This window comes from Crenalkalicoccus roseus (genome assembly GCF_004761865.1).
Taxonomy (GTDB): domain Bacteria; phylum Pseudomonadota; class Alphaproteobacteria; order Acetobacterales; family Acetobacteraceae; genus Crenalkalicoccus; species Crenalkalicoccus roseus.
This window is the reverse complement of the sequence record NZ_SJDM01000121.1, coordinates 1-465: the sequence shown is the minus strand read 5'-3', so window position 1 is coordinate 465 and position 465 is coordinate 1. Positions and strand designations below refer to the sequence as shown.

Annotated in this window: 1 protein-coding gene; it reads left to right on the top strand. The window is 46.5% G+C overall.

Going from position 1 to position 465, the window contains the following annotated elements:
- Positions 1 to 30 precede the first annotated feature (30 nt).
- Positions 31 to 465 (top strand): serine hydrolase (locus ET526_RS21145; RefSeq protein WP_158295669.1); only part of this gene is annotated, 435 nt, incomplete at its 3' end.

Sequence of the window (465 nt, the reverse complement as noted above, 5' to 3'; positions counted from 1 at the left end):
CGAGTTCTTCTGAATTGAAAAAGGAAGAGTATGAGTATTCAACATTTCCGTGTCGCCCTTATTCCCTTTTTTGCGGCATTTTGCCTTCCTGTTTTTGCTCACCCAGAAACGCTGGTGAAAGTAAAAGATGCTGAAGATCAGTTGGGTGCACGAGTGGGTTACATCGAACTGGATCTCAACAGCGGTAAGATCCTTGAGAGTTTTCGCCCCGAAGAACGTTTTCCAATGATGAGCACTTTTAAAGTTCTGCTATGTGGCGCGGTATTATCCCGTATTGACGCCGGGCAAGAGCAACTCGGTCGCCGCATACACTATTCTCAGAATGACTTGGTTGAGTACTCACCAGTCACAGAAAAGCATCTTACGGATGGCATGACAGTAAGAGAATTATGCAGTGCTGCCATAACCATGAGTGATAACACTGCGGCCAACTTACTTCTGACAACGATCGGAGGACCGAAGGAG